This window comes from Paenarthrobacter sp. MSM-2-10-13, assembly GCF_011605365.1.
GTDB lineage: Bacteria > Actinomycetota > Actinomycetes > Actinomycetales > Micrococcaceae > Arthrobacter.
The window spans coordinates 82,367-107,555 of record NZ_JAAOXO010000013.1; the positions used below are offsets into that span (position 1 = coordinate 82,367).

General features: G+C 63.1%; 27 protein-coding genes. 9 read left to right on the forward strand and 18 right to left on the reverse strand.

Annotated elements, in window-relative coordinates:
- Positions 1-67: 67 nt before the first annotated feature.
- The 4 genes from HAV21_RS19590 to truB form a co-directional block, all read right to left on the reverse strand.
- Positions 68-1,090 (reverse strand): bifunctional riboflavin kinase/FAD synthetase, encoded by a 1,023-nt coding sequence (locus HAV21_RS19590; protein WP_142939653.1) that lies wholly within the window; start codon positions 1,088-1,090, stop codon positions 68-70.
- A gap of 88 nt (positions 1,091-1,178) precedes the next feature.
- Entirely contained in the window at positions 1,179-1,613 is a 435-nt protein-coding gene (locus HAV21_RS19595) for a hypothetical protein (RefSeq protein WP_223942222.1), read from the reverse strand.
- A gap of 20 nt (positions 1,614-1,633) precedes the next feature.
- Complete coding sequence (locus tag HAV21_RS19600) at positions 1,634-1,987, reverse strand: hypothetical protein (RefSeq protein WP_166842826.1); 354 nt, start codon at positions 1,985-1,987, stop codon at positions 1,634-1,636.
- 2 nt (positions 1,988-1,989) lie between these two features.
- On the reverse strand, positions 1,990-2,907 hold the full coding sequence (gene truB, locus HAV21_RS19605) for a tRNA pseudouridine(55) synthase TruB (protein ID WP_223942221.1): 918 nt from the start codon (positions 2,905-2,907) through the stop codon (positions 1,990-1,992).
- Between the two features lie 34 nt (positions 2,908-2,941).
- On the opposite strand from truB, the gene HAV21_RS19610 reads away from it, so the two are divergent.
- The gene (locus HAV21_RS19610) at positions 2,942-4,102 is read left to right on the forward strand and encodes a pyridoxal phosphate-dependent aminotransferase (RefSeq protein ID WP_208097210.1); all 1,161 of its coding nucleotides are present in this window, start codon (positions 2,942-2,944) and stop codon (positions 4,100-4,102) included.
- 7 nt (positions 4,103-4,109) lie between these two features.
- Here the strand turns inward: HAV21_RS19610 and HAV21_RS19615 are convergent, their stop codons facing one another.
- The 4 genes from HAV21_RS19615 to HAV21_RS19630 form a co-directional block, all read right to left on the reverse strand.
- Complete coding sequence (locus tag HAV21_RS19615) at positions 4,110-4,592, reverse strand: nucleoside deaminase (protein ID WP_142939658.1); 483 nt, start codon at positions 4,590-4,592, stop codon at positions 4,110-4,112.
- An 87-nt stretch (positions 4,593-4,679) separates the two neighbouring features.
- Entirely contained in the window at positions 4,680-5,183 is a 504-nt protein-coding gene (gene rbfA / locus HAV21_RS19620) for a 30S ribosome-binding factor RbfA (RefSeq protein ID WP_024820333.1), read from the reverse strand.
- A 77-nt stretch (positions 5,184-5,260) separates the two neighbouring features.
- Entirely contained in the window at positions 5,261-8,146 is a 2,886-nt protein-coding gene (infB, locus tag HAV21_RS19625) for a translation initiation factor IF-2 (RefSeq protein WP_166842829.1), read from the reverse strand.
- A 152-nt stretch (positions 8,147-8,298) separates the two neighbouring features.
- The gene (locus tag HAV21_RS19630) at positions 8,299-8,631 is read right to left on the reverse strand and encodes a YlxR family protein (RefSeq protein ID WP_243753395.1); all 333 of its coding nucleotides are present in this window, start codon (positions 8,629-8,631) and stop codon (positions 8,299-8,301) included.
- On the opposite strand from HAV21_RS19630, the gene HAV21_RS22380 reads away from it, so the two are divergent.
- A complete protein-coding gene (locus tag HAV21_RS22380; RefSeq protein WP_243753398.1) occupies positions 8,542-8,736 on the forward strand; it encodes a hypothetical protein in 195 nt (64 codons plus the stop codon). The genes HAV21_RS19630 and HAV21_RS22380 overlap by 90 nt on opposite strands.
- A gap of 100 nt (positions 8,737-8,836) precedes the next feature.
- On the opposite strand, the gene nusA is transcribed toward HAV21_RS22380, so the two are convergent.
- Both nusA and rimP read right to left on the reverse strand, forming a co-directional pair.
- Positions 8,837-9,817, reverse strand: a complete 981-nt coding sequence (nusA, locus tag HAV21_RS19635) for a transcription termination factor NusA (RefSeq protein ID WP_142939661.1) — start codon at positions 9,815-9,817, stop codon at positions 8,837-8,839.
- Positions 9,817-10,428, reverse strand: a complete 612-nt coding sequence (gene rimP, locus HAV21_RS19640) for a ribosome maturation factor RimP (protein WP_166842831.1) — start codon at positions 10,426-10,428, stop codon at positions 9,817-9,819. The genes nusA and rimP overlap by 1 nt, the downstream gene beginning before the upstream one ends.
- 30 nt (positions 10,429-10,458) lie before the next feature.
- Between rimP and HAV21_RS19645 the strand changes: the two genes are divergently transcribed.
- Genes HAV21_RS19645 through HAV21_RS19660 form a run of 4 tightly spaced genes read left to right on the forward strand, consistent with a single transcriptional unit; the run spans position 10,459 to position 14,246 of the window.
- Entirely contained in the window at positions 10,459-11,628 is a 1,170-nt protein-coding gene (locus HAV21_RS19645; protein WP_166842832.1) for a ferritin-like domain-containing protein, read from the forward strand.
- Between the two features lie 51 nt (positions 11,629-11,679).
- On the forward strand, positions 11,680-12,408 hold the full coding sequence (locus HAV21_RS19650) for a VIT family protein (protein ID WP_166842833.1): 729 nt from the start codon (positions 11,680-11,682) through the stop codon (positions 12,406-12,408).
- 34 nt (positions 12,409-12,442) lie between these two features.
- A complete protein-coding gene (locus HAV21_RS19655) occupies positions 12,443-13,465 on the forward strand; it encodes an aminoglycoside phosphotransferase family protein (RefSeq protein ID WP_347877677.1) in 1,023 nt (340 codons plus the stop codon).
- Between the two features lie 4 nt (positions 13,466-13,469).
- A complete protein-coding gene (locus HAV21_RS19660; RefSeq protein WP_166842834.1) occupies positions 13,470-14,246 on the forward strand; it encodes an aspartate dehydrogenase domain-containing protein in 777 nt (258 codons plus the stop codon).
- Between the two features lie 17 nt (positions 14,247-14,263).
- Here HAV21_RS19660 and HAV21_RS19665 read toward each other — a convergent pair whose 3' ends face one another.
- Positions 14,264-15,061: a TSUP family transporter gene (locus HAV21_RS19665; RefSeq protein WP_166842835.1), complete on the reverse strand. Its 798-nt coding sequence runs from the start codon at positions 15,059-15,061 to the stop codon at positions 14,264-14,266.
- Entirely contained in the window at positions 15,058-16,869 is a 1,812-nt protein-coding gene (locus tag HAV21_RS19670; protein WP_166842836.1) for a proline--tRNA ligase, read from the reverse strand. Before HAV21_RS19670 ends, HAV21_RS19665 begins: the two co-directional genes overlap by 4 nt.
- A gap of 507 nt (positions 16,870-17,376) precedes the next feature.
- Here HAV21_RS19670 and HAV21_RS19675 point away from each other — a divergent pair.
- From HAV21_RS19675 to HAV21_RS19685, 3 genes are read left to right on the forward strand one after another with little or no spacing between them, the layout of a single operon-like run.
- On the forward strand, positions 17,377-18,126 hold the full coding sequence (locus HAV21_RS19675; protein ID WP_166842837.1) for an ABC transporter ATP-binding protein: 750 nt from the start codon (positions 17,377-17,379) through the stop codon (positions 18,124-18,126).
- A gap of 8 nt (positions 18,127-18,134) precedes the next feature.
- The gene (locus HAV21_RS19680; protein WP_208097211.1) at positions 18,135-18,878 is read left to right on the forward strand and encodes an ABC transporter permease; all 744 of its coding nucleotides are present in this window, start codon (positions 18,135-18,137) and stop codon (positions 18,876-18,878) included.
- Positions 18,875-19,495, forward strand: a complete 621-nt coding sequence (locus tag HAV21_RS19685; protein ID WP_166842839.1) for a TetR family transcriptional regulator — start codon at positions 18,875-18,877, stop codon at positions 19,493-19,495. The genes HAV21_RS19680 and HAV21_RS19685 overlap by 4 nt, the downstream gene beginning before the upstream one ends.
- Positions 19,496-19,519: 24 nt before the next feature.
- Here HAV21_RS19685 and HAV21_RS19690 read toward each other — a convergent pair whose 3' ends face one another.
- The 6 genes from HAV21_RS19690 to dxr all read right to left on the reverse strand — a co-directional run bounded on the left by HAV21_RS19690 (position 19,520) and on the right by dxr (position 25,175).
- Complete coding sequence (locus tag HAV21_RS19690) at positions 19,520-20,134, reverse strand: hypothetical protein (RefSeq protein ID WP_166842840.1); 615 nt, start codon at positions 20,132-20,134, stop codon at positions 19,520-19,522.
- Between the two features lie 57 nt (positions 20,135-20,191).
- Complete coding sequence (locus HAV21_RS19695) at positions 20,192-21,070, reverse strand: GNAT family N-acetyltransferase (RefSeq protein WP_142939696.1); 879 nt, start codon at positions 21,068-21,070, stop codon at positions 20,192-20,194.
- Positions 21,033-22,199, reverse strand: coding sequence for a flavodoxin-dependent (E)-4-hydroxy-3-methylbut-2-enyl-diphosphate synthase (gene ispG, locus HAV21_RS19700; protein WP_011774258.1), 1,167 nt, complete (start codon positions 22,197-22,199; stop codon positions 21,033-21,035). Before ispG ends, HAV21_RS19695 begins: the two co-directional genes overlap by 38 nt.
- Before the next feature lie 48 nt (positions 22,200-22,247).
- Positions 22,248-22,541: a YciI family protein gene (locus tag HAV21_RS19705; RefSeq protein ID WP_142939672.1), complete on the reverse strand. Its 294-nt coding sequence runs from the start codon at positions 22,539-22,541 to the stop codon at positions 22,248-22,250.
- Positions 22,542-22,626: 85 nt separating this feature from the next.
- Positions 22,627-23,958, reverse strand: coding sequence for a site-2 protease family protein (locus HAV21_RS19710; RefSeq protein ID WP_166842841.1), 1,332 nt, complete (start codon positions 23,956-23,958; stop codon positions 22,627-22,629).
- Between the two features lie 32 nt (positions 23,959-23,990).
- Entirely contained in the window at positions 23,991-25,175 is a 1,185-nt protein-coding gene (gene dxr / locus HAV21_RS19715; RefSeq protein WP_166842842.1) for a 1-deoxy-D-xylulose-5-phosphate reductoisomerase, read from the reverse strand.
- Positions 25,176-25,189 lie beyond the last annotated feature (14 nt).

The following is a 25,189-nucleotide window of genomic DNA, read 5'->3' on the forward strand; positions in this document are numbered from 1 at the left end:
TGTCCCTGGTACGTTGCCGCACACAAAAACAGGTCCAGCCGCCACGGACTGCAGCCGGATCCACTGATCAGTTTACCGGCACGTCAGCAGTGTTGTCGAAATGCCCCTGGCGCCGGGTCAACAGTTCGTGCGCCTGGGCTACGTCGAGGCACATTTGTTCGACCAAAGCCTCCGGCCCACGGTAGGCCACCATGCCGCGCAGGCGCTGCGTAAATTCGACGGCAACATTCTGCCCGTAGAGGTCGAAGTCTTCCACGTTCTCTTCGGGGCGGTCGATCACGTGCGCTTCCACCTGCCGGCTGACGCCGTCGAAGGTGGGGTTCGAACCAACGGAGATTGCGGCGGGCCAGCGCGTGCCGGCTTGGTCGATCAGCCACCCCGCGTAAATGCCGTCAGCTGGTACGTATCCGGTGGAATCATGGGAAAGGTTTGCCGTCGGAAAGCCGAGATCCCGTCCCCGGGCCGCTCCGTGCACCACTTCACCGCGCATGCGGTGGGGGCGGCCCAACACCGCGGCAGCTGTAACTACATCGCCTTCGCTCAAGGCCTCCCTCACCCAGGTGGAGGAACAGCGGCGGTCGGCATCGCCGTCGTCATGGACCGGGAAGCCTCCTGCGCCGTATTCATGGACAACCTGCACCCCGAAACCGAGCTGGTCGCCCAGTTCCTGCATAGTGAGAACGTCGCCGGAATTGCCGGCGCCGAAGCGGAGGTCGTGACCAACAACGACGTGCGCGGCGTGGAGTCCCTCAACCAGGATTTCACGGACAAACTCCAAGGGCGTCATGGCGGCGAGGTCGAGGGTGTACTTCATCACCAACACAGCGTCCACCCCGGTGTCGCCCAGGGCGTCCAGTTTGTCCCGGAGCCCCATGATCAGTTCAGGAGCAGAATCCGGCCTGTGGACCTGAGCGGGATGGGGATCGAAGGTCACGGCAACCGAGGGGATGTTGTGCCGCTTGGCTGTGTCGGTCACTTGCGACAGAACATGCTGATGACCCCGATGCACGCCGTCAAAGTTCCCGATGGTAACGACAGTAGGTCCGAAGTCCTTGGGGACTTCAGTGGGATCGTTCCAGATGTGGACCATCAACCTCGCCTTTTACTGCAGATGTTCGTTCTGCCCGGCAACCTCCCGGCGCCGGAACAATCTAAGGTTACCCGCTAGGGTGTTTGACTCAGGACGGTCGGCGTTTGTTGAGCCACAAAAGGCCCAGGATCGGCAGGACCAGCGGAACAAAGCCGTATCCACGTCCGAACAGGGACCACACGGTGTCATGCGGGAAAGCAATTGGATCAAAGAGGCTGATCGCTCCTACCACCAGCACACCCACAAGCTCAGTGAGCACAGCAGCCAGGGAAACCTTGAACCAAGTGCGGCCCGGCTTGGCAAGCGAGACAGTCGCCACAATGTAGACGACGGCGGCGAACGCCGACAAGATATGCGCCAAGGGAGCTTCGGCGAACTTGGTGGCGATCTGGTAACCGGCACGAGCTGTGGCCGACAACGCAAATATTGCGTAGACCGCGATCAGCAGGCGTCCAGGGCCGGTGTTCCGGGTGTCCTTCCGCTGCGGCTGCCGGTTGGCCGGGTTGGTCTCGGTTCCAGTCACGTTGTGTTCTTTCTTCAAGGTCAGTACCAGATCTGATTCATGCGGGCGGCCATCACCAGGGCAGTAACGCCCACTGCTGCCAGGACAAAGTTGCTCCAGCGGGTTCGTTCAAGGATGGCCCAATAGACGGCTCCCAAGGGAATCATCATGGCAACAATGAGGTAGCCCCAGAACTCCCAGGCTTCACCGGCCATCTGTTCGCCCATGGCCACCCTGACGATCGAGCCCACCAGATACACCACCAGAACCAGCTCAACGGCGAGTACGGAAAAGATGGTGGGGTCGTTCGGGGCCTTCTTCATCAAACCAGCCACGATGCACATGAACGTGGACACCAATCCGACGATCAGGATGGCGTAAAAGTATCCGTCCATGGTTACTTTGCCTGCCCGGTTCCCGGCGCAAAGACCAGCACGGGTTTCGCGAAGTTGCCTGTATCTGCAAGCAACGCCACCAGCTCTCCCGACGGCGCGAAGGCTGCGGCAGGCTTTTCGGCCGTGGCGGCGTCGGGCGTTCCTGCTCCCGGACCGGCAGCGATGCGGCGGCCGAAGGAAATTTCGGTGGTTTCGTCCTCGCTGAGCTCCCGGTTGGGCATGAGTGCACGTGCCGCCAAGGACATCTCCAGAACCTCAAGCTCTTCTGCCAGCTGCTCCAACGTGCGGGCCTGGTCCAGGGAGTATGGGCCAACCTGGGTCCTCCGCAAGGCTGTGAGGTGTCCCCCGACGCCCAAGGCACCGCCGAGGTCCCGGGCCAACGCCCTGATGTACGTTCCGGAGGAGCACTCCACGGTGACCTCGACGTCGACTACCCGGCCGCCGTCGATCCTGGTGATGGAGTGGACATCAAAGCGGTGGATGGTGACCGGGCGGGCCGCGAGCTTGACCTCTTCACCCGAGCGAACGCGGGCATAGGAGCGTTCGCCGTTGACTTTGATGGCACTCACGCTGCTCGGAACCTGTTGAATGGGCCCGGTGAGGGCAGCGACGCCGGCAGCTATGGCATCGTCGGTAATGGCCGCTGCGCTGCGGGCCTCCGTGACCTCGCCCTCGGCGTCGTCAGTGATGGTGGTTTCGCCCAGCCGGATGGTGGCCGTATACGTCTTGGAGGTGCCCACGATGTAGGTCAGAAGACGCGTCGCCTTGTTAATGCCCAGCACCAGCACACCGGTTGCCATGGGATCCAGCGTGCCCGCATGCCCCACTTTTCGGGTGCCGGCCAGCCGCCGCATCCGGCCAACCACATCATGGCTGGTCCATCCCTGCGGTTTGTCAACGATTACCAGTCCAGAAAGCACGCTTACCAGTATATGGGTGGCTAGGATGGCTCCCATGCCTGAGCTTGCCGCACACGTCCGCGACGTCCCCGTGAACCAGATCCGTGAGATCACCGAAGCTGCCTGGTCCACCCCCGGAGCTATCGTCCTCAGCATCGGCGAGCCGGGCTTTGCCCTCCCCCGCCACGTCCTGAACGCCGGCATTGCCTGCCTGGACCGGGATGAGACCAACTACACACCCAACGCCGGGATCCCTGCCCTCCGCGAGGCCTTCGCCGCTCGCTTCCGGGAGCAACAAGAGGTCACTATTGGTGCGGAGCGGGTCTATGTGGTGGACGGCGCCCAGCAGGGACTGCACTTTGCCATGAGCCTTCTCCTCTCCCCCGGTGACGAGATCCTGATTCCCAACCCCGGCTACCCCACCTTCGCCATGACCAGCCGGCTGCTGCACGCCGTGCCTGTGCAGTATCCGTTGTATCCACAGAACGACTTCCAGCCGCACATTGAGGACATCGAGGCCCTGATCACGCCACGGACCCGCGTGATGGTGCTGAACTCCCCGTCCAATCCCCTGGGCGCCGTGATCAGTGAGAAAGCCACGCGCGAGCTGGTGGAACTGGCAGTCCGGCACGACCTCTGGATCATCTCGGACGAGTGCTATGAAGCCTTCACTTTTGATGTGCCCCATGTGAGTCCCGCCCGCTTCGACAGCGATGTCCCCGGCGAAGCCCGGGTCTTCACGTCCCTGACCTTGTCCAAGACCTACGGACTGACTGGCCTCCGGATCGGGGCGCTGATCTGTCCTCCGGGTTTGGAGCAAAAAATGAACAACGTGATGGAATCAATCGTGTCCTGCGTCGCGTCTCCTTCGCAGTACGCAGCTTTGGCCGCGCTGACGGGGCCGCAGGACTACGTTTCGCAGGCTCGCGACCATTACCGGAGCAACCGGGATGCGGCGTCGGCGGTGCTGGCGGAGAAGGGAATTCCGTTCCTTGGCGCCCAGGGGGCCTTCTATCTTTGGGCTGATGTTTCCCATGTGAGCGGCGGGGACGTCAGGTCCTGGGTGCGGGCGTTCCTCGCGGAGTTCGGCGTGTCCTTCGCTCCGGGTACGGCGTTCGGTTCGATCGGCGAGGGCTGGATCAGGATTGCCCTGTGCGGCGGGCAGCAGGACCTGTTCGACGGCGTCACCCGCCTCCCGGCCAAGGTCCAGTTGTAGCGGGTCGTCAGTAGGCAGTGCGGCGCGCGTGGTTCCGCCAGGCGTCAAACGGCTCATCGGAGGTGGCCAGTTCGGCATGCTCCACCGGCAGCAGCTCCGGCCGGGTGCCGGCAAAGTACTCATAGAACACGGCGTCGTCGAAGCCGGCCCTGGCCGCACCGTGCCGATCGGCCGCGAAATACACACGCCCGATCCTGGCCCAGAGCGTGGCGGACAAGCAGAGCGGGCATGGCTCGCAGCTTGTGTAGAGAACGGAACCCTTCAGGTCGAAGCTCTTGGTAGCTGCTGCGGCGCGTCGAATGGCCACCACTTCGGCATGTGCCGTGGGATCGTGGTCCAGCGTTACCCGGTTCACTCCCTTATGGACAGTTCCGTCCGGGGTGACCACAACGGCACCGAAAGGGCCGCCGCCGTCGGAAACGTTACGCACGGCCAGCTGGATGGCCAGGTTCAGGTATTCATCACGTTGCTGGGGACTGTGCGCCGACATGCACTGATCCTAACGAGTTTTTGTACAGCAAATGCCCCTAAGAAGGCTTCTTAAGGGCATTAGCTGTACAAAAACTCGAAGAGTGGTCTAGCGGTTGGAGTCTTCGTCGAGCTCGTTGTCGCCGGAGAGGTCTGTGTCCTCTTCGTCGAAGTCGTCCTCGTCGATGTCCTCCGGAGCATCGCCCTTGTAGGGGTCTGCTTCGCCTGCGTGCTTGGCGCTGGCAGCCAACGCGGCTACCTCAGCGTCGCGACGCTTGGCTTCACGGAGCAGCTCCTCAAGATTGGAGGCATTGACCGGAATCTGATCAGCCACGAACTCAAGGGTGGGAGTCAGGCGAACAGTGATGTTGCGGCCCACTTCCTGCCGCAGCACACCCTTGGCCTTCTCCAATGCCCTGGCGGCATCTGCCTGGGCTACATCATCACCGAAAACGGTGTAGTAGATGGTGGCGTGCTGAAGGTCATTGGTGACGCGGGCGTCAGTGACCGTTATGGACTCGACGCGCGGATCCTTGACCCGGCGTCCGAGGGCCTCAGCAACAACCACCTTTATCCGCTGTGCCAGCTTGGCGGCGCGTGCGGGATCAGCCATGACTTCCTCCTGGAAAGTAGAAACGGGAACGGAACGGGTCCGCCGGGGTTACCCGACGGACCCGTCCCATACGGAACCTAGTTACGCGGCTTTTCGCGCATTTCGAAGGTCTCGATGATGTCGCCTTCAGTGATGTCATTGAAGGAGCCAAGACCGATACCACACTCGAAGTCGGTACGGACTTCGGTGGCGTCATCCTTGAAGCGCTTGAGCGTCTCAACGGTGAGGTTGTCACCGATGACCTTGCCGTCGCGGCTGACACGTGCCTTGGAGTTACGGCGGATGATGCCAGTGCGGACGATCGAACCGGCGATGTTTCCGAACTTGGAAGAACGGAAGACTTCGCGAACCTCGGCGGTACCGAGCTGGACCTCTTCGTATTCCGGCTTGAGCATGCCCTTGAGAGCCATCTCGATGTCATCGATTGCTGCGTAGATGACCGAGTAGAAGCGCATGTCCACGCCTTCACGATCGGCCAGTTCAGCAACACGCTCGGCCGGCTTGACGTTGAAGCCAATGATGATGGCGTTGTCAACCGTGGCCAGGTTGACGTCGTTCTGCGTGATGGCACCCACACCGCGGTGGATGACACGAAGCTGAACGTCGTCGTCTCCGACGTCGATCTTGAGCAAGGCGTCTTCAAGGGCTTCAACAGCACCGGATACGTCACCCTTGAGGATGAGGTTGAGGGTGTCGATCTTGCCTTCGGCAACGGCCTGGTCAAAGTCTTCCAGGCTGATGCGCTTGCGGCGCTTGGCCAGTGCGGCGTTGCGGTCGGCAGCTTCACGCTTCTCAGCGATCTGGCGGGCCGTACGCTCGTCAGGGGTCACCAGGAAGGTGTCACCTGCACGCGGCACGTTGGACAGGCCGAGGACCTGAACCGGGCGGGACGGCAGTGCGACATCGAGTGCCTCGCCGTTCTCGTCGAACATGGCGCGGACGCGGCCGTGAGCCGTACCGGCAACGATCGTGTCGCCCACTGCCAAGGTTCCGGACTGAACCAGGACGGTTGCAACAGCACCGCGGCCCTTGTCCAGGTTCGCTTCGATGGCAATGCCTCGAGCGTCCTTGTCCGGGTTGGCGCGCAGGTCCAAGGCAGCGTCGGCCGTCAGCAGGACGGCGTCGATCAGTTCGTCGATGTTGAGGTTCTGGCGGGCAGAGACCTCAACGAACATGGTGTCGCCACCGTATTCTTCCGGAACCAGGCCGTACTCGGTCAGCTGGCCCTTGACCTTGTCAGGGTTGGCGCCTTCCTTGTCGATCTTGTTCACTGCGACGACGATCGGCACGTTGGCTGCCTGGGCGTGGTTGAGTGCTTCCACCGTCTGCGGCATAACGCCGTCGTCGGCTGCAACAACCAGGATCGCGATGTCAGTGACCTTGGCACCACGTGCACGCATGGCCGTGAAGGCCTCGTGACCGGGGGTGTCAATGAAGGTGATGTCGCGGGCCGTGCCCTCGTGGACGTGGCTGATCTGGTAAGCACCGATGTGCTGGGTGATGCCACCGTGCTCGCCGGCCACAACGTTCGAGTTGCGGATGGCGTCCAACAGGCGGGTCTTACCGTGGTCAACGTGGCCCATGACGGTAACAACCGGTGCGCGGGCCTCGAGAACGTCGTCACCTTCGGCGTCGAGTTCGTCCTGGATGTTGATGTCGAACTGATCCAGCAGCTCGCGCTCTTCATCCTCAGGGGAAACAACCTGGAGCTTGTAGCCAAGTTCGGCGCCAAGCAGGCCAAAGGTGTCTTCGTCGAGGGACTGCGTAGCCGTTGCCATTTCACCGAGGTGGAACAGCACGGTCACCAGCGACGCGGGGTTTGCATCGATCTTCTCGGCAAAGTCCGTGATGGACGAGCCACGACGCAGGCGGATGATGGTCTCGCCATCACCGCGGGGTACCGATACGCCGCCCAGCGACGGAGCACTCATCTGCTCCAGTTCCTGGCGCTTTGCACGCTTGGACTTGCGCTGCTTGCCACGACCGGCGCCGCCCTTGCCGAAGGCACCCTGGGTGCCACCGCGACCGCGGCCACCCTTGCCGAAGCCACCGCCGGCGGGAGCGCCGCCACCGGTACCTGCACCAGGTGCGCCACCGGGACGACCGGGTCCGCCACCGGGACGGCCTGCGCCACCCGGACGGCCTGCGCCACCGGGAGCCGGACGCTCAGTGCGGTTGGGCATCATGCCCGGAGTAGGACGGTTTCCTGCACCGGGACCGCCAGCGGGACGCGGAGCGCCCGGACGGGGTGCACCGGGACGCGGAGCGCCCGGACGGGGACCACCGGTACCTGCTGCGGGACGGGGTCCACCCGTACCAGCTGCGGGACGGGGACCGCCGGGGCGTTCGCCGTCGTTACGGCGTTCGCCTCGGGGCATGCCCTGGGACGGTGCGAACGGGTTGTTGCCCGGACGCGGCGGACGGTCTCCGTCGCCACCACGGCCGCGGGGCATGCCCTGGGACGTAGCGAACGGGTTGTTGCCCGGACGGGGACCGCCGGGACGCGGAGCCTGGCCACCTTGACGTGCCGGAGCCGGAGTCTCTGCCTTGGGGGCAGGACGGGCGCCGGGCTTGGCCGAAACCGGAGTGGACGCAGCAGGAGCTGCAGGTGCTGCCGGGGCAGGTGCTGACGGTGTTGCAGGAGCTGCCGGTGCAGCAGCCGCAGGGGCTGCCGGAGCGGGGGCTGCAGGTGCCGGGGCCGGAGCCTTCGGAGCTGCAGGACCCGGTGCCGGAGCGGCCGGACGGGATGCTGCTGGGCGGTTTGCCGCCGGAGCTGCTGCGGGAGCGGCGGCCTTGGCAGCGCCGGCACCCGGGTATGCGTCGCGAAGCTTCTTCACGACGGGGGCCTCAATTGTTGACGAGGCGGAGCGAACGAATTCGCCCAATTCCTGCAGTTTGGTTACTGCATCTTTGGAAGTAATACCGAGCTCTTTGGCGAGCTCATGTACGCGGACCTTGGCCACATTTCTCCTGTCTCGGTCCGCACCGAGCCAGGCACGAACCGTCTACTTCTTACTGCGGGCCTTCGCCGCTTGCGCGATTGAAAGGCCCATTGCAGAGCGCAACAAAGTTGTCATCGTTACGCACTCATCGCTGGGAACTCATCGGGTTTCCATCAGTTTTCTGACCCGCTTTCAGGTTTGGACGGTTTTCCTGCGGCGGCCTGGGCCTCCACAAGGGGCGCACCGGACATCAGGTATCGTTCCACGGCGCCTGCATCGGAAGCACCCGCAAGGGCCCTTCCGAAAGCTCGCCGCTTGATTGCCAATGTCAAGCACTTTTCGCTGGGGTGAAGCCATGCACCCCTGCCAGCCATCCGGCGTCGAACGTCGACCAGGACTGCGGAAGAACCGCTGCCTTGGGCGACCAGCCGGACAAGCTCGGACCGGGAGCCTTGCTTCCGGCATCCGATGCACGTGCGAACAGGCCCATGGCCATGTTCAAGCAGTTCAGCCACGACGTGTCCAACCTGCCTTACGCTACTGGCACCCGACGGGCCCCGGTCCTGCGCATGCAGCTGAGGCACGCCAAAGCGCGTGGATACCGGACGTAAGCCCGGTTCCATCTAGTCTAGCCCCCCTGCCCCGGTCTCCCGAAACCAAGGATGCCGCCAGCGCGGCGCTAAACGGGCGGCACAACCGCCGGTTCAAGAGCTAGTCAGCCTTAGCGGGAGCGGCATCGGAGATGATATCGATGCGCCAGCCAGTCAGCTTGGCTGCGAGCCGCGCGTTCTGGCCCTCTTTGCCGATCGCCAGGGAAAGCTGGTAGTCGGGCACTACTACGCGGGCCGAGCGGGTTGCTTCGTCCGTGATAGTGACGGAATTCACTCGCGACGGCGACAAGGAGTTGGCAATGAAGGTTGCGGGGTCGTCGCTGAAGTCAACGATGTCGATCTTTTCGTCGTTGAGTTCGGTCATGACTGCCCGGACGCGGGAACCCATTTCGCCGATGCATGCACCCTTGGCGTTGATGCCGGCAGTGTTGGCCTTGACCGCGATCTTGGTACGGTGGCCGGCTTCACGGGCCAGTGCGACGATCTCCACAGAGTGATCCGCAATTTCCGGAACTTCCATTTCGAACAACTTGCGGACCAGCCCGGGGTGCGAACGGGACAAAGTGATGGACGGACCCTTGGCGCCGCGGTGGACGTCCACCACAAAAGCACGCAAGCGGCTTCCGTGGAGGTACTTCTCACCGGGGACTTGCTCGGGCGGGGGCAGCAATGCTTCCACGGATCCGAGGTTGACCTGAATCATGTGCGGGTTGTTGCCCTGCTGGATCATGCCGGCCACAAGTTCGCCTTCACGGCCTTTGAACTCGCCCAGCACGTTGTCGTCTTCCACGTCGCGAAGACGCTGCAGAATGATCTGGCGGGCCGTGCTGGCGGCGATGCGGCCAAAACCGGCAGGGGTGTCTTCGAACTCGCCGATGGGCTCACCGTCGTCGTCGATTTCCGTAGCCCAAATGGTCACGTGACCGCTCTTGCGGTCCAACTCGGCACGGGCCTTTTCGAAGGCGCCGGGCGTCTTGTGGTACGCCACCAGCAGCGCTTGTTCGATGGTGGGAATCAGGAGATCCAGCGGGATTTCACGCTCACGCTCCAGGAGTCTCAGTGCGCTCATGTCAATATCCATTAGGCCTCCTCGGAAGGTCCGTTGTGCTCGTCTTCCAGCGCAGCCTCGTGGAGGTGGCTGAATTCAATCTCGACTTTTCCTTGGCGGATCCTGTCGAAAGGAATAGTGATGGGTTCGCCCTGCTTGGGCTTCATGCCCTTCTTGACCTCGTGCTCGGGGATGAGCGTCACAGCATCTTCCCCCACGGAGGTAATGCGGCCCAGAAGGTTTTCTCCCTGGATGACGTTGACCCTGACCATACGGCCGCGGGCGCGGTGCCAGTGACGCGGTTCGGTCAAAGGACGGCTTACTCCAGGGGATGAAACCTCAAGGTCGTAGGGACGGCCGTCGTCATGGGGATCGTTGTCCAGAATATCGGACAGTCCGCGTGAGACCTCTGCGATGGCGTCAAGGCTGACGCCTCCGGTCTCTTCCTGGGGAAGGTCCACCACGACGTGGACCGTGCGGTGTGAACCGGCAACGTGGATGGAAACATCCTCGAGGTAGAGCCTGTTGGCAAGGACAGCCGGTTCAAGCAGCGCCCTAAGCCTGCTCTCTTCCGGGTTGTGGATGGTGGCCGTTGAGTTCGATTCAGAACGGTCTGTTGAAGTCGTGGCTTCCGAGTCACTCACGTTGCCCGCCGCCTCCCGATAGATGTTGTTGTGACTACTAGCCTAACGATTTTCCCGGGAACATGGTGCACGGACTTCCTCATCCACGTGACACCATGGTCTGTTGTGAACGGGGAAACAAGCGAAAAACGACGAACACCACCTTGGGGCCGGGTTTTACTGGTTGCCGTGGTGGCACTGCTTGTTGCAGGCACCGGAATGGTCCTTCTTCCGCGTGATTCCGGCACTCCCCCGGCTGTCTCGTTCACCGAAACAGCACGTTTGACGGCGTTGGAGGACACGCTGCTGCTGCGGGAATCGGCCACGACGCTGGCGAAGTCCGCGGCTCCCGAGGCCGGAAAGCCCATGTCCGGCAGCGCTGTGACTTTGCTGACAACCCACGCTCAGGCCTTATTCGACCCTCGCGGAACGACATCCAGTGCCACCCTGTCAGGGGCAGCCCCCTCACCCCGTCAGTCCTCGGCTGCAGCGGAACAAAGCAGCCGTGCATCCTTCCTGGCCGGGCTGGCCGGCAGCGGCTGGAAGCGCTTGGACGACGCGCGCAAGGCCGACGGCGGGATCGCCCGGCTGCTCGCCGCCGTCGGAACCGCGCAGGTGCTGCAGGCCGAAAAGTTGGCTGCCGCATGGCAGTTGCCCCTGCCGGAGCAGACACGGGCGTCGGAGACCAAGGCCCCCACGGCGACACCTTTGGCTGCCTCATGCCCCTCAGCAAACCCCACCCCGGAGCCGATGTCCGCGACCACCGACACAGCCCTGGCTGCGGTTGTTCGCTCACAGCAGGAGGCGATCTACGTATACCAAGTGGCCTTGAAGAGGCTGGACGAGACGAAGTCGGCGGCCGCTGCCAAGCACTTGCAAGTTCACCAAGCGCTCCTCCGGGAGGCTGAAGCAGTCACCAGCGCCAACTGCGCGGATGCACCCACGGGCGAGGCGGGCTACCGGCTGCCGGATACTTTCACTCAGGATCCCGCTACATTCCTTGGCTCGGTAGAGCTTGCCTCGCTGCCTCGATTCGGTGACCTTGCTGCCCTGTCCACGGGCGAGACCCGCACATGGGCCCTGGACAACCTGGTGGCAGCCGCCCGCAGGAGCCTCGCTTGGGGCGCGCAGCTGCCTGCGCTGCCGGGACTCATGCTCGACGCCGGCGAACTGCCTTCCTTGCCTACGCCCACTAGCACGCCAGCTTCCCAGGGCGGATAGGCGAGCCTAGCCATGCTGGTCAGGACAGCCTGCCGGTGCTTGGCTTGATGCATGGCTTCCACAGAAACTGCCACCACGCACGAGAATGAACCGCACCGTGACGATCTGGCACATCGGCTGAACTGGCTGCGGGCGGGCGTCCTGGGCGCCAATGACGGAATCGTGTCCGTCGCGGCAATCGTGGTGGGCGTTGCCGGTGCCACCACCAACACCGGCCTGATTCTCTCCGCGGGCGCCGCTGGCCTGGTGGGTGGCGCCATCTCCATGGCTTTGGGCGAGTACGTGTCCGTCAGCAGCCAAAGTGACACCCAGAAAGCCCTCATCGAAAAAGAAAAACGTGAGCTGGCGGAGCAGCCGGAAGATGAGCTCAACGAGTTGGCCGCGATCTACGAGTCCAAAGGGCTCAGTGCAGAGACCGCCCGGACCGTTGCACAGGAGCTGACCGAGCACGACGCCTTGGCCGCACACCTCTCGGCCGAGCTCAATATCCATGAAGATGACATCGTCAGCCCTTGGAACGCAGCCTTTGCCTCGGCCGTAGCGTTCACTTTGGGAGCGATTCTTCCCATGCTGGCCATCTTGCTGCCGCCACCGGGGATGCGGGTTCCCCTAACGTTCGTCGCAGTCCTGCTTGCCTTGGCGATCACTGGCGCGGTTGGTGCGTGGCTCGGCGGTGCTTCCCGCTTCCGTGCAGCGGTCCGGGTGGTGCTGGGCGGGGCCCTCGCGCTGGCTGCCACGTTCTCCATCGGAACCCTGTTGGGGGCCAGCGGCGTTTTCTAAGGGACGCGTGGCAGTGCGGAGTTAGGCTGTTGCCGTGAACCTTCACGCGATGATTCCCATACCGGGCGACCTCCACGCCCGGTACAACCGCGACTCCGCGGGCAGGGATTGGCTCGCAAGCCTCCCGGGGCTCATCTCCGAGGCGTTGGACCGTTGGGGGCTCTCAGTGGATTTGGTGCCAGGCGATGAGCCTTGGAATGGCCACGGAGCCTTGGTGGTGCCAGTCCTTCAGGGCTCCACCCCCGCAGCGCTGAAGATCGCTTATCCCCACGAAGAAGCACTGGTGGAGCGCTATGCACTGGCCCTGTGGAACGGCCGGGGCGCTGTCCGCCTCCTGGCCTCGGACGATGCCAGTTGCACCATGCTGCTCGAACGCCTGGACGCCTCCCGTTGGCTCCAGGACGCCCCTCTGGACGAAGCCAGGGACGCATGGGGGGCCATTATGCGCGAGCTCTCGATCCAACCGGACGGAAGGGTGGAGTGGCGGGTTTTGGACCACGTCGCCGCAACCGCCGAGCGATGGAGCGATGAACTGCCTGCCGAATGGGACCGCCTGGACCGTCCCTTCCCTCGATGGTTGCTGGAAGCGGCATTGGAGGTCTGCCAGACGCGCGGGGCCGTAGGGCGCCGTTCAGGCAAGGATGTCCTCGTGCACACTGACCTGCATTTCATGAATATTCTTGCCACTACCAGCGCCGAAAAGCTGTCCCTGCGCGGCGACTATCTGGCTATTGATCCGCAACCACAGATTGGGGAGGCCGAGTTCGCCGTCGCCCCGATCCTGTGGAACCGCATCCGCGATCTTCCCCGGACGGATCCGGAGGCCGGGCTGCTGGAGCGGTGCCAGGACTTCAGCCGTGCCGCTGGATTGGATCCTGACGTTGCACGGCAATGGAGCATAGCCCGTGAGGTGCAGAACGCTTTATGGTATGCAGCAAAACCGCGGCACTCCGGTGATCTTGCCCGTTCCCTGTGGGTCGCAAGCACCCTGGCCGGCCACAGGCTCGACGCCCTTCCCCGGGCACACGATCTCCCCGACCCCGGCGAAGCAGCCTGACACCGTGGTCCTGAAAGTTGCTCTCATTGGTTCGGGCGCCATTGGATCGCGGGTGGCGGAACTGCTCGACGCCGGGACCGCCCCAGGCATCGAACTCGCCGGTGTTGTTCCCCACGGGAAACCCAGGACAGGTTTCAGCTTCGAAGAAGCCATGGACGTAGCTGACGTGGTGGTGGAGTGCGCCGGCGTTGCAGCAGTCGCCGAGTTCGGTCCGCGGAGTATTTCGGCCGGGAAGGACTTTCTGGTCACCTCGATCGGAGCCTTATGTGAGGCCTTGCTGAGGAAAACACTGCTCGACGACGGTCCAGGCCGAACGTTCCTGACAACCGGTGCGCTGGGCGGCCTGGATGCGATCACAGCGGCCTCCGCGGGCGGAACCATTTATCGCATCACCGTGGAATCGCGAAAACTTCCTGCTGCTTTGATCCAGCCATGGATGGACGGGGAAACGAAAGAATCACTCCTGGAAGCCACCGGGCCGGTTGAACTCCTGAGGGGCGGACCGGCCGAGCTGATCAAGGCCTTCCCCAAGTCAACCAACGTGGTGTCCGCGTTGGCGCTGGCAGCCGGTGACTGGGATGTGGTGGAAGCTGTGTTGATTGCTGACCCCGCAGCCAAGCAGACAACCCACCATGTCCTGGCCGAGACGAGCCTGGGGCTCTTCGATACACGTGTCACCAACCAGGCTTCCCTCGGCAACCCGGCGTCGAGCGCTTTGGTGCCGCACGCCGTCGTCCGCGGTTTGAGGACGCTTGCCAACGCCAACGGCAGTTTTATCTGACTTAGGCCGCGCCGGCCCTACCCTGCGAAGTTCTCGTTCCAGACGTCAATGCCAAGTTTGATGATCAGCGCAGCCACCACGATCAGGAAGACAAGGCGCACAAACTTACTTCCCTTGGCCACAGCGGTCCTGGCACCGAGGTAGCCGCCTGCCATATTGGCCAGGCCAAGGATGAGGCCTACGCCCCACAGCAGGGAGCCGTGGGGGAGGAAGAAAATCAGCGCGCCGGCATTGGTGGCCATGTTGACGATCTTCGCTTTGGCGCTGGCTTCCAGGAACGCATAACCCATGGCCGAAACGAGCGCTATGACCAGGAACGAGCCCGTACCCGGACCGATCAGGCCGTCGTAAAAGCCGATCACGGCACCGATCATGCACGCCACCACGTAATGCTTATGGCCGTCGTGGCGCAGGGCGGTCAGTTCACCGGCGCTGGGACGCAGGGCTGTGAAGATGGCGACTGCGATCAGCGCCAACACGATGATGGGCTTGAAAACGCTGGCAGGCAGGGAGGCAGCGAGAATGGCCCCGCCGAAACTCCCAGCCAGCGCGATCACCGCCATGGGAATTGCGGTCTTCAGATCCGGCCCGACGCGGCGATAATACGTGACCGCGCTGGTGGTGGTCCCGAAAATGGACCCCATTTTGTTCGTGGCCAAAGCCTGGACGGGCGTGATACCTGGAACCAGCAGCAGGGCGGGGAGCTGGATCAGTCCCCCGCCCCCGACTACGGCGTCCACCCAGCCTGCTGCGAATCCAGCCACCACAATCAGGATGAGGGTGGTGAGCTGGATCGATTCGAAGCCGGAAATCACCGGGTTCGTACAGCGTTGACCACGTAGTCCACGGCCTTGTCCACCGCGATATTCTCGGCTTCGCCACTGCGGCGGTCCTTGATCTCAACCACACCGTCCACGAGCCCTCGGCCAACGGCCAGGATGATGGGGACGCCCACCAGTTCGGCGTCGCCGAACTTCACACCGGGCGAAACCTTGGGACGGTCATCGAAAATGACGTCCAGGCCTGCAGCTTCGAGTTCAAGGGAAAGCTTTTCTGCTGCTTCGAAGATCTCATCGCCGCGACCGACAGCCACGACGTGAACATCGGCCGGAGCCACCGAGCGCGGCCACACGAGACCACGGTCGTCATGGTTGGCTTCAGCCAACGCTGCGACGGCACGCGTTACGCCAACGCCGTAGGAGCCCATGGTGACAACCTGCTGCTTGCCGTTCTGGTCCAGGACCTTCAGGTCCAAGGCCTCAGCGTACTTGCGGCCGAGCTGGAAGATGTGGCCCATTTCGATGCCCCGCGCAGTTTCCAGCGGTCCTGAACCGTCCGGGGCGGGGTCGCCCGCACGGACATCGGTGCTTTCGATAACGCCGTCCCACGCGAAATCACGACCCGCTACCAGCCCAAAGACGTGCTTGCCATCAGCGTTGGCACCGGTAACCCAGCTGGTGCCGGAGACGACGCGGGGATCCACAAGGAAGAGAACCTTGGAGGATCCTTCCAGGCCCAGAACGGGCTCGTCGAGGGACAGGCCGGGTCCGATGTAACCCTTGACCAGCCACGGCAGCTTCTTGAGGTCCTCTTCGTTGGCGGCCTCGAGGCCGATTTCACCGGCGATGGGCAGGTGGGAGCCAATGTTGGCTTCCACGCGCTTGAGGTCCACTCCGCGGTCTCCTGGAACGCCGATCACCACGATCTGGCGCTCCCCCGTGGGCAGCGTGACGGCGAGGACAACATTCTTGAGCGTGTCAGCGGCAGTCCATGCGCCGCCGTCGGACTCGCTGCGCGGAGCCAGCTGGTTGGCGGCCTCCACCAGAGTCTCGATGGTGGGAGTGTTCGGCGTGTCCAGGACCTGTGCGGCCGGAGCGTTGCTGAAGTCGACCTCGTCCGGGACAACCGTGGTCACGGCTTCGACGTTGGCGTAGTAGCCGCCGGCCGAGCGCACGAACGTGTCCTCGCCGATCTCGGTGGGGAACAGGAATTCCTCACTCTTGGAACCACCCATGGCGCCCGCCGTGGCTGCTACGGGAATGACTTCCAAGCCGAGGCGCTCAAAGATCTTCAGGTAGGCCGCGCGGTGTGCGGCGTAGCTGGCATCCAGGCCGGCGTCATCGATGTCGAAGGAGTAAGAGTCCTTCATGATGAACTCGCGCCCACGGAGGAGGCCCGCCCTGGGACGTGCTTCATCACGGTACTTGTTCTGGATCTGGTACAGGCTCAACGGCAGGTCCTTGTATGAGGAGTACAGGTCCTTGACCAGGAGCGTGAACATTTCCTCATGCGTGGGGGCCAGAAGGTAGTCCGCCCCCTTACGGTCCTGGAGGCGGAACAGGCCGTCGCCATATTCGGTCCAGCGGTTGGTGGCCTCGTAGGGTTCGCGGGGTAGCAGAGCCGGGAAGTGGACTTCCTGTGCTCCGATCGCGGACATTTCCTGGCGGATGATGTCCTCCACCTTGCGCAGGACGCTCAGCCCCAGCGGCAACCACGTGTAGATACCGGGCGCGGCGCGGCGGATGTAGCCGGCGCGGACCAGGAGCTTGTGGCTGGCGACCTCGGCGTCGACGGGATCTTCACGCAGGGTGCGCAGGAACAGCTGGGAAAGGCGAAGGACCACGGGTACGTATCCGTTTCTATGGCAGATGTGGCAAAAACAACTGTCTACTAATCTACCGGCTGACTGCGCGGCCACTTGAACAGGCCTGGATTGGCGTCCGGCGCGCTTGCACACAGAAGAGCCACGCCGTCGCGTGTGGAAGCCCCTGGCCGCAACCGGCTGGTCATCCTGCGATGGCGTGGCTCAGCGGCCGGCCGGCCGCAGACTCTGTCCTGGGACTAGATCGCCGTCCCCTCCAGCGGAACGGGATCAGCTGCGGCTGGGAAGCATTGGTCACTGCCGAGCTCACGGATGGCTTGGCCGCCGATGGCGCCCGTCAAGGTCTTGATCATGATTCCCCCTGTACCACCCGCACCCCAACGACACGGCTTGGGAAAAACCTATGTGATCGTAGACACATTTTCAAGGCGGGCCACAGCGCCACGCAGTGCCCTTGACCGCCCTGCCCACCGGTTCTACGTTTAATTCATCATCCGATGAATTAAGTGTGCCCAATCGGAGGCTCGCATGACACCCCTTACAGCAGCCATAAAGGCAACGGGGCTTCATATAAACCGCGCCCGCAGCAAGATCATCAAGGGCCTGGACTTTACCGTTGACGCCGGCCGGATCACAGGACTCCTGGGCCCTTCCGGCAGCGGCAAGACAACACTCATGCGGGCAATCGTCGGAGTCCAACGGATCACCCAGGGAACCGTGACCGTCCTCGGCAGGCCCGCAGGCAGCGCATCGCTCAGGCACGACGTCGGATACGTCACCCAGGGTGCCAGCGTCTACCCGGACCTCAGCGTGCACGCGAACGTGCGCTACTTTGGCGCCATGCACGGCGCTACCGCCGCGGACACCGCGGAGGCAATTGCCGCCGTCGGGCTCGAACCACTTGCCCGCCACAAGGCAGCTGACCTATCCGGCGGGCAATTCAGCCGGGTCTCCCTGGCATGCGCCTTGGTGGCCCACCCGAAACTGTTGGTTCTGGATGAGCCCACTGTCGGGCTCGACCCTGTACTGAGGGCCGAGCTATGGGAGCGCTTTGCGGCCATGGCGGCTGCCGGAACAACCCTGCTGGTCTCCAGTCACGTGATGGAGGAAGCCTCCCACTGCTCCTCGCTTCTGCTCCTGCGTGATGGCCTCCTCCTGGCCCAGCTAACTCCCGCCGAACTGGCCGAACGTGGACAGAGCGAAGATCTGGAGCGGGCGTTCCTCACCATCATCAGAGCCGCTAACCGCGACCGGCAAGAACGTCAGGTGTCGTCATGAATGTCCGCATGACCCTCGCCACCACCCTCCGGGTCCTGGGGCAGTTGCGGCACGATCACCGGAGCGTTGCACTGATCCTCGTGGTCCCTGCACTACTGCTGACCGCCGTCTATTTCCTCTTCGAAAACGAAACGCTCCCCCCGGGGTTCCCCAGAACCTTTGACCGCGTCGGGCTGATGATGTTGGCCATCTTCCCCTTTGTGGTCATGTTTCTGGTCACATCGATCACCATGCTTAGGGAACGCACCTCCGGGACTCTGGAGCGCCTCTTGACCACCCCCATCCACAAGGCCGACCTACTCTTCGGTTATGGTCTGGCCTTCTCCATCATGGCGGCCCTGCAGTCCCTGGTGGCGACAGCTGTGGCCTACTGGGTTTTTGACCTCGATATCAAGGGAAGCCCCGGCCTGGTGGTGATGATTGCCGTCATCAACGCCGTCCTGGGCGTCGCCCTCGGACTCCTGTGTTCTGCCTTTGCCCGCACCGAGTTCCAAGCCGTGCAGTTCATGCCGGTGGTGGTGGTCCCGCAGATCCTGTTGTGCGGCCTGTTCGTGGCGCGGGAGGACATGAACGAGGTCCTCGAAGCAATATCCGGTGTTCTGCCGCTCACCTTCTCCGTGGATGCGTTGAAGGAGGTTGCGGGGCATGCGGACGCAACAGCCACCATGTGGCAAGACGCCCTGATCATGGGCGGGATTGTTCTGGGAGTTCTGGTCCTGGCATCACTGACCCTCCGACGACAAACCCGATGAGCGTCCCCCAGGCGCGCAGGGGCCGCCGCAGCTCAGGAGACCATTCACGCGAAGCCATCCTCACCGCCGCACGGAGACTGTTTGCCGAGCAAGGCTTCGAAGGGACAAGCCTGCGGCAAGTAGCCCGCGAGTCATCCGTGGATCCGGCCATGGTGCACCACTTCTTCGGGGGCAAGGATGAGCTCTTTGCCGCCAGCGTGGAATTGCCCGCCGACCCCGCGGAGGTTCTTGCCGGCGTCGAAACCCTGGACCCTGCAGTGAGGGCGGAGGCGATTGTCCGGGCTGTACTGCGGTTGTGGGAAAGCCCCGCTCAGCACGGATTGGTGGCCTACGTCCGGGGAACCCTGGGCTCCAAGTCCAAGACGGCGCTCATGCGCGAGATGGTCAACCGGGTCATCTTGTCCCGGGTGGTTGCAGGCTTGCCGGGCACGCCGGAAGAACGGCGCCTCCGAAGCAACCTGGTGGCCAGCCAGGTCATCGGCCTGGTGCTGGTCCGCTACGTCATCAAACTTGAGCCGCTGGCCGGCGCAGCGCAGGAGGACGTCATAAAGATGGTGGCCCCCACCATCCAGCGCTACCTTACGGGAGAGCTGGACGGCCCGGGAGCCACCACCTGACGATGTCCTTGGCGCCTGTGAGGGCTACTTGACCAGTGCCGCGGCCTGGTCCATCAGGGTGCCGGCCTCAGCTGCCCCGTCTGTGCCGCCGTTCTGGCCCGATGCCGTAGCGGAAATCAGCACGCCGCCCTTGACGGCGAAAGCCATCACGGTGGACTGCGCCTGGCCACCGGGGAGGGTCATGGTGGTTTTAAGTCCCACAGTGCCGGGGACCGAACCAACCCCATCAAGCTTCTCGGTTTTCATGCTCAAGGCTGTGCCGCCCATGGTCATCTTCATGGAGGAGCACGTGGTGATCTGGGACTCACTCCCCTCGAGGCTCTTCTGCAGGGTTTCCGCCGGAACGCCGGACACCAACGCTACGCTGGAGACGCTTCCGGTTGCGGTATCAACCTTCGCCCCGGTGGCGCCGGTGGAGCCTTCAATGGACTGCGAGGCGCCGGACATGGCCAGATCCTTGCACTCGGCCGGTTCGATGTTCATGGAACCCATGAGTTCCTTGAGCGGATTCGCTTGGGCAGCGAGGTCGTCAATGGCGGTAACAGTCAGTTCCGAGCCATCAGCTGGCTTGATCTGCTTGACCAGGTCTGTAAGTTCAGCCGAGGTGTACTGCTTTGCCGCAGTGGGCGTAGGAGTCAAGTGTTCCGGTGCTGGCGGTCGCCAACATGGACAAGAATACTGGATTCCCCATCGACTTTAGAAAAGCACGGTGGCGAAGGTCCCCACTTGTTCGAAGCCCACCCGCTCATAGGTGGCCCGGGCTTTGGTGTTGTAGTCATTGACGTAGAGGCTCGTCACGGGCGCGAAGGTTCTGGAGAGATTTACGACGGCGGCCATGTAGCCCCCGCTGTGGCCGCGGCCCCGCAGCTCGGGATTCATCCATACGCCTTGGACCTGGGTGACCTCCCGCGTGACCGCCCCCAGCTCGGCTTTGAAGACCACAGTGCCGTTGGCATCAATGTGGACCAGCGAGTGGCCCTCCCGAATGAGTCCAGCAACGCGCCTGCTGTAGAACTCCTGCCCTCCAAGGAAGGGAGAGTAACCCACTTCTTCTTCGAACATGGCCGCGCACGCCGGCAGGATGCGATCAAAGTCCGCCATGGTGCCGAAGGCCAGGGCCGGGTTGGCGACGATAACGGGAGGACCTGAGATGGTGAGCAAAGGTTGCTGGGCGCGTACCTCGTGGGCGCTATGGCCCAGTTGCTCGAATCGCGCATAGAGGGCCATCACGGTTTCCGCGGGCCCGAAAATGGACGCGTAACGGCGCCCCGTTTCGTGGGCAGCCGTGGCCACATACCCTGCGAGGCCGGGATCGAGCTGCACGGGGACAAGATTGGCGCCGGCCCAACACGCACCGAGGAGCGTTTGGCCTTCGAAAACTCCGAAAATGCTGGCACCGCCGCTGGTGGGCGCCGCTGAACCGGTACTTTCCAAGTGCGCGAGGATAAATACGTTGGCCACCGCATCCTCGCTTGCAAGCGCGCGAAGGGCCAGGGTGTCGGCACTGCCGAGCACCCTGACTCCCAAGCCGTTCTCGTTACGAGACGCTAACCACGGGGCTACCCTTGACAGCATCTTCGCCATCGGCCTCCCCCATCTCTTCGGCGATGCGCATGGCCTCTTCGATCAGTGTCTCAACAATTTCGCTCTCAGGCACAGTCTTAATGACTTCGCCCTTCACGAAAATCTGGCCCTTGCCGTTTCCGGAGGCCACACCGAGGTCCGCTTCACGGGCTTCGCCGGGTCCATTGACGACGCAACCCATCACGGCAACGCGCAGCGGAATCTCCATGCCTTCCAACCCTGCGGTCACCTGTTCGGCCAGCGTGTACACATCCACCTGGGCGCGGCCACAGGACGGGCAGGAGACGATCTCGAGCTTGCGCGGGCGCAGGTTCAGGGATTGCAGGATCTGGTTGCCCACCTTGATTTCCTCCACCGGCGGAGCCGAGAGGGAAACACGGATGGTGTCACCAATGCCGCGCGACAGGAGCGCACCGAAGGCCGTGGCCGACTTGATGGTGCCCTGGAATGCCGGACCGGCCTCGGTCACACCGAGGTGCAGGGGCCAGTCGCCCTTTTCCGCGAGCATCTCGTACGCAGCCACCATGATCACGGGGTCGTTGTGCTTGACGGAAATCTTGAAGTCGTGGAAACCGTGCTCTTCGAAGAGGGAAGCTTCCCACACAGCGGACTCAACCAAAGCCTCCGGGGTGGCCTTGCCGTACTTCTTCATGATGCCGGGTTCGAGGGAGCCTGCGTTGACGCCGATCCGGATGGATGTTCCATGGTCACGGGCCGCAGCAGCGATCTCTTTGACCTGGTCATCGAACTTGCGGATGTTGCCCGGGTTGACCCGGACTGCTGCGCAGCCGGCCTCGATTGCGGCAAAGACATACTTCGGCTGGAAGTGGATGTCCGCGATCACGGGAATCTGGGACTTACGGGCGATGATGGGCAGCGCCTCGGCGTCGTCGGCAGACGGGCAGGCAACGCGTACGATGTCGCATCCGGAAGCCGTCAGTTCAGCGATCTGCTGGAGGGTGGCGTTGATATCCGTGGTGGGGGTAGTTGTCATGGACTGAACGCTGATGGGCGAGTCAGATCCGACGCCAACGGACCCTACCTTGATCTGCCGGGTCTTCCGGCGGGGGGCAAGGACGGGGGGTGGGGCTGCTGGCATTCCCAGGCTGACCGAGGTCACGTGGACTCCTTGGGTTGGGGTGAATCGTTGTGGTGGAGGACGTCCGGGCTAGGACGCGTGGGCAGCCAGGACACCGATGATTGGCGCCCATTCCGTGGTGCGGATGCCGGCGATGACGCCGGCTTCAGCGAACGGATCCTGCTTGAGGAGGTCATTGAGTTCGGCTTCGTCGGCCGACTTGAAGATCAGCAGGGCGCCGGCGCCGTCACCATAGGGGCCACTGGCAAGAAGTTTGCCTTGCTCGGCCAGTTCCCCGAGCCAAGCACGGTGTGCTGGGCGGGCTTCGTCGCGGAGGGCGCCTGAATCGGCGACGTATACGTACTCAACAGCGAAAACAGTCATGGAGCTAGCCTATCCCGCCGGTTGCGCAGAATATGTTCACAGCTTTGCCTGCATTGTTCACAGATCTGTCCGCATTGTTCACAGCTCAGCCGAAAATGTTCACGGGCTTAACGATGTCGGCATAGATCAAGAGCGCCCCCATGGCCATGAGCAACGCCGCCACCACATAGGTCACCGGCAGGAGTTTCGCGATGTCGAAGGCTCCCGGATCCGGTTTGCCACGCAGTTTGGCCAGTTGGCGGCGCGCGCCTTCGTACAAGGCGCCAGCGACATGGCCGCCGTCGAGCGGCAGGAGCGGGATGAGGTTGAAGATGGCCAACGCGAAGTTGAGTCCTGCGAGCAACCCGATCAGGGTGCCGATCCGTGCCTGCATGGGTACTTGTTCCATGGCCGCTACCTCGCCGGCAACCCTGCCGACGCCCACCACGCTGATAGGCCCGTTTGGGTCACGGGGCTCCTCGCTGAAGGCTGCTTTCGCCACCCCCACCACCCTGGCCGGCAGGTTGAAGATCACACCGGAAATCTGTTTGATGTTCTCCCCTGCCATGGGCAGAACGGCCGACGCCGGTTGGGGAACCAAAGCGCTTTGGGCTCCGATACCCAGGAAGCCGACTTCCTGGTACTGCAAAACTCCGTTGGCGTCCTGTGCCTGCCGCCCATCGGGGCCCACCACGGGCCGGGACGAGAGAACCGGAGTCACCGTGGTCTCCACTGACGTCCCGTTGCGCGTCACAATGACAGGAACTTCCTTGCCGGCGGAGGCCCGGATCCAGCTGGTGAGCTCGTCCCAGCTGGTGACGGTTTTTCCGTCGAAGGAAGTGATGGTGTCATTTGGCTGCAGGCCCGCGGCTGCGGCTGGGGTCAGTTTGCAATCCGCCGAATCGGGGACCACGGTCTCCCCCGCGGCAACCTGGCATTTGGAAACGTCAGCGATGGTGGTGGTTGCCTGGGCTGTTCCGAAGCCCATGAGCAGGACTGCCAGAAGTATCAAGCCGATCAGCATGTTCATGGCCGGTCCGCCGAGCATGACGATGATCTTTTTCCAGACGGGGAGCTTGTAGAAGACGCGCTTCTCGTCCCCGGGACCCACTTCCTCGTGCGCCATTGAACGCGCCTCGGTGGCGAGGGTCTGGAACATGCCGGTACTAGAGGGGCGTACGGTGCCGTCTTCCTTGTTCGGCGGGTACATGCCGATCATGGAGACGTAGCCACCCAGCGGAAGCGCCTTGAAGCCGTACTCTGTTTCGCCTTTTTTCCTGGACCACAGCGTTGGTCCAAAACCGATCATGTACTTGGTGACGCGCACTTTGAAGAGCTTTGCGGGCACCAGGTGGCCTACCTCGTGCAGCGCGATGGAAACGGCCACGCCGATGGCGACGAAGACGACTCCGAGGATGAAGAGAAGGACAGGACTCATGCCGGTGGGACTGCTTCCGTAAGGGTTGTGAGCTAGAGGGCGCTGCTGGCTAAACGATCAAGGGTTCGGGCGCGTGCCCACCTCTCAGCATCCAGCACCGACTCCACCGTTAGCTCGGAAGAGCCTGAATGTTCGCTGAGGACGGATTCGACGGTATCCACAATGTCGGTGAAGCGGATTCGTCCGGCGTGGAAGGCCTCCACTGCTTCCTCATTGGCGGCATTGAACACGGCCGGGAACGTGCTGCCCTGCTTAGCTGCGTCCTTGGCGAGGTCCACGGCCGGGAATGCCACGGTATCCAAGGGCTCGAAGGTCCAACTGGTGGCCTGGGTCCAGTCGCAAGCGCGTGCAGCCTGCGGGACACGGTCCGGCCAACCCAGTCCCAGCGCGATCGGCAGCCGCATGTCCGGAGGTGATGCCTGGGCGATGATGGAGCCATCCACGAACTGGACCATGGAATGCACCACCGACTGGGGGTGGACCACAACGTCGATCCTGTCCAGCGGGACATCGAATAACAGGTGTGCCTCAATGACTTCCAGGCCCTTGTTGACCAGGCTGGCCGAGTTTGTGGTGACCATGAGGCCCATGTCCCAGGTGGGGTGGGCAAGGGCCTCCTGCGGCGTGACGTTGTGAAGTTGCTCCCGCGTGCGGCCTCGGAACGGGCCACCGGATGCCGTCAGGATCAGCTTTTCAACTTCCTGGTCAGTGCCCGAGCGCAGGCACTGGGCGATGGCTGAGTGTTCAGAATCAACGGGAACGATCTGGCCGGGGCCAGCGGCAGCTTTGACCAGGGCGCCGCCGACGATCAGCGACTCCTTATTGGCCAGAGCCAGTGTGGCTCCTGTAGCCAGCGCGGCCAAAGTGGGCGCCAACCCGATGGAACCGGTAATGCCGTTGAGGACGACGTCGCACTCAATGGCGGCGATCCGGGTGGATGCGTCCGGTCCGGCAAAGACCTCCGGAGCGAAATTCCGCACGCCCTCAGCCGCGGCCGCGGCGTCAATCAACCGCCGAAGGACTTCCGGATCTCCCTTGGCGATTCCCACGGCTTGGGCCCTGGTGTGGACCGCCTGTTGTGCAATGAGTTCGAGGTTCCCGCCGCCCGCGCTTAGTGCCACCACTTCGAAACGGTGTGGTGCGGCATCGACGACGTCAATCGCTTGTGTGCCGATGGAACCGGTGGACCCGAGGATGACGATCTTGCGCGGCTGCATGACTTAAGTATCCC